5 protein-coding genes are annotated in these 2,623 nt (G+C 71.0%); all 5 read left to right on the top strand.

Features of this window, described 5'->3' with window-relative positions; translation table 11 throughout:
- Positions 1 to 89: 89 nt before the first annotated feature.
- The 5 genes from SY1_RS08370 (at position 90) to SY1_RS08390 (ending at position 2,570) form a co-directional block, all read left to right on the top strand.
- Positions 90 to 389, top strand: coding sequence for a hypothetical protein (locus tag SY1_RS08370; RefSeq protein WP_208873413.1), 300 nt, complete (start codon positions 90 to 92; stop codon positions 387 to 389).
- Complete coding sequence (gene tsaE, locus SY1_RS08375; protein WP_015556771.1) at positions 386 to 901, top strand: tRNA (adenosine(37)-N6)-threonylcarbamoyltransferase complex ATPase subunit type 1 TsaE; 516 nt, start codon at positions 386 to 388, stop codon at positions 899 to 901. Before SY1_RS08370 ends, tsaE begins: the two co-directional genes overlap by 4 nt.
- Positions 898 to 1,536: a tRNA (adenosine(37)-N6)-threonylcarbamoyltransferase complex dimerization subunit type 1 TsaB gene (tsaB, locus tag SY1_RS08380; RefSeq protein ID WP_015556772.1), complete on the top strand. Its 639-nt coding sequence runs from the start codon at positions 898 to 900 to the stop codon at positions 1,534 to 1,536. Before tsaE ends, tsaB begins: the two co-directional genes overlap by 4 nt.
- Before the next feature lie 45 nt (positions 1,537 to 1,581).
- On the top strand, positions 1,582 to 1,926 hold the full coding sequence (gene trxA, locus SY1_RS08385; RefSeq protein WP_243440638.1) for a thioredoxin: 345 nt from the start codon (positions 1,582 to 1,584) through the stop codon (positions 1,924 to 1,926).
- Positions 1,927 to 2,156: 230 nt separating this feature from the next.
- Positions 2,157 to 2,570 carry a hypothetical protein gene (locus SY1_RS08390; RefSeq protein ID WP_015556773.1) on the top strand — a complete coding sequence of 138 codons (414 nt, stop codon included), beginning with the start codon at positions 2,157 to 2,159 and terminating at the stop codon, positions 2,568 to 2,570.
- Positions 2,571 to 2,623 lie beyond the last annotated feature (53 nt).

The following is a 2,623-nucleotide window of genomic DNA, read 5'->3' on the forward strand; positions in this document are numbered from 1 at the left end:
GGGGAGTGGCTGGCTGCGGGCGGTGTCGACGGCGTCCTGGCCAGCGAGATCGCGGACGCGATGCGCCTCGTGCTGGGGGAGCTCCGGTCGTGAGCTACCGCCATCGCCGGCGCGTGGACTGGGCCGAGGAGATCCGCAAGACGGAGCGCATCCGGCGGCGGGGCCTCTTCACGAGCCTTTTGAGCTTTGCCGTGGCCGCGGCGGTCCTCATCGGGGTGAACCGCACGGGCGGCGTGGACATCAGCGTCCCCCGCCGGGTGATCTCCATCGCCTGCATCGTCGTGGCCTGCTTCGTGCTGCGCGTCACGATGCGCCACCGCGCCCGCGTGGTGCGCGAGCGGCAGGAGAGGGCGCTTCAGGAACGCATCGAGAAGGAGAGGGAGGAATGACGACTCTGGCCCTGAGGTCGTCCTCCGAGGGGGCGACCCGGAACCTGGGCCGGCTCCTGGGCCGCGCCCTGAGGCCGGGGGTCGCGGTGCTCCTTCGGGGGGACCTGGGCGCGGGCAAGACCGTGCTGGTCCGCGGCGTGGGCGACGAGCTGGGGGCGAAGGGCGTTCGCAGCCCCTCCTTCACGCTGGTCAACGAGTATCGGACGCCGGCCCTGCTCCTGGTCCACGCGGACCTCTACCGCCTGGACGCCGGGGGCGCGGACGCCCTGGGGCTGGAGGAGTACGCGGGGCTGCCGGACGCGGCGCTCCTGGTGGAGTGGCCGGACCGCTGGTCCTTCCCCCCGCGGGAGGACGTCCTGGACGTCCGCATCGAGGCGCTGGACGAGGGCACCCGGCGGCTGTCCCTCAGCGCGGCGGGCGCGGGCGCGGAGGGGGTGCTCCGGGCCCTCGCGGAGGCGGCGCGGACCGGGTGTCCGGGCGTCGAGGCCGCGGGTTGGGAGGGGAATCGATGAGGGGCCGCGTGTTGGCGCTGGACTGCAGCCTGAGGCTGACGGGGGTGGCGCTGGGCGAGGAGGGGCGGGAGGTCGCCTCGGAGGCGCTGGACTTGGGCCGGTGCCAGGCGGCGGAGCTGCCACTCATGGCGGCCCGCCTCCTGGAGGGGGCTGGCTGGGCGGTGCAGGACCTGGACCTCGTGGCCGTGACCAGTGGACCGGGCTACTTCACGGGCATCCGCGTGGGGGCGGCCTACGCGGCGGCGCTGGCCTTCGGCCTGGGCGTGGGGCTGGTGCCCGTTCCCTCATTGGAGATGCTGGCCTTGTCCTGCCCGGACCGCACGGCGGTGCTGGCCCTGGTCTACGCCGGACGCGGCTTCGTCTACGCGGCGTCCCACGGCGTGTCGGAGGGCTGTCCCGCGGGGGAGTACGGAGGGGAGTTCATCGCGGAGTGGATGGCCTGCCACCCCGGGGTCCAGGCCATATCGGACGATCCGCAGCGCGCGGCCCGTGCGGCGGACTTGACCTTCCCCATCCGGGCGGTGCGGCCCGACGTCCGGGTGCTGACCCAGGTGGCCTGGGCCCGCCGGGATCGGGCCATTGACCCGAAGGAGCTGAAGGTGGCCTACTGCCGCGCTCCCCAGGGGATGGAGTGAAGGTGGCTCGCCCCCAGCGGGGCCGACGGGCTTTGAATCGAGTTTTTGAAATTGAATCTTAAGGGAGGAAACGCGATCGTGGCGACGGTGGAGATCACGAAGGCGAATTTTGACGACGAGGTCATGAAGTCGGAGAAGCCGGTGCTCCTCGACTTCTGGGCGGAGTGGTGCGGCCCGTGCCGGGCGCTGGCCCCTGTGGTCGAGGAGGTCGCGGTGGAGGCGGAAGCGGTCAAGGTCGGGAAGGTCAACGTGGAGCGGGAGATGGAGCTGGCGCGGCGTTTTGGCGTGAGCAGCATCCCGACGCTCATCCTGTTCAAGGGCGGGGAGGCGGTGGAGCGCACCGTGGGCGTGCAGCCCAAGGCGGCCATCCTCAGGATGCTGGGCCTGTAGGCGAAGAACGACGATCGGGCGGGGCCGTCCCTCCGGGGGCGGCCCCGCTTCACCACGGCGTCCCGGCCCGCGCTCCAGTTCCCCTCTCATAACTCCAATGACCCCCATAACCCTCCATAACTTTCGATAACAAACCTCATCCCCTGCGGGCTGGTATAATAGTCGCGGTCATGGGCCCATAAGGCCCGTGCGAGGACCGAGTTGAGGTTTAGAGGGAGGTCGTCTTAATTATGAGACGTTCTTTGTGCGCGCTGGCCCTGGTGCTGGTCGTGGCGGTCGCGGCCTTCGCCGCGCGGCAGGACTTCCAGCGCTTTTCGGTGGACGTTCCCGATGGGTGGTCGGCGCGGGATATGGGCAACGGCACGGTGGCGATCCTGGCCGACGACCGGTCCGCTGCGGTCAGCGTGACGGTCAACAGCCTGGGGACCTCCACGCTGGAGGAGACGGCCCAGGCCATGGCGAAGGCCCTGGGCGGGACGGACCCGACGGTGGACGAGGACGGAGACTGCCGCTTCACCTTCTGGAACGGGGGCGTGGAGACGCAGGCGTACCTGACGGGCGGGGAGGACGAGTACATGATGCTGGCCGTCACGGGGCAGAGCGACGCCCTGGCGGGCATCCTGGGGACCATCGAGCTCCACTGAGCCGTTCGGGGCGCGTTGCCGGCCGGGGAGGCCTGCGGATTTGGGTTCCCCCC

It is taken from the genome of Fretibacterium fastidiosum (genome assembly GCF_000210715.1).
GTDB classification, from domain to species: domain Bacteria; phylum Synergistota; class Synergistia; order Synergistales; family Aminobacteriaceae; genus Fretibacterium; species Fretibacterium fastidiosum.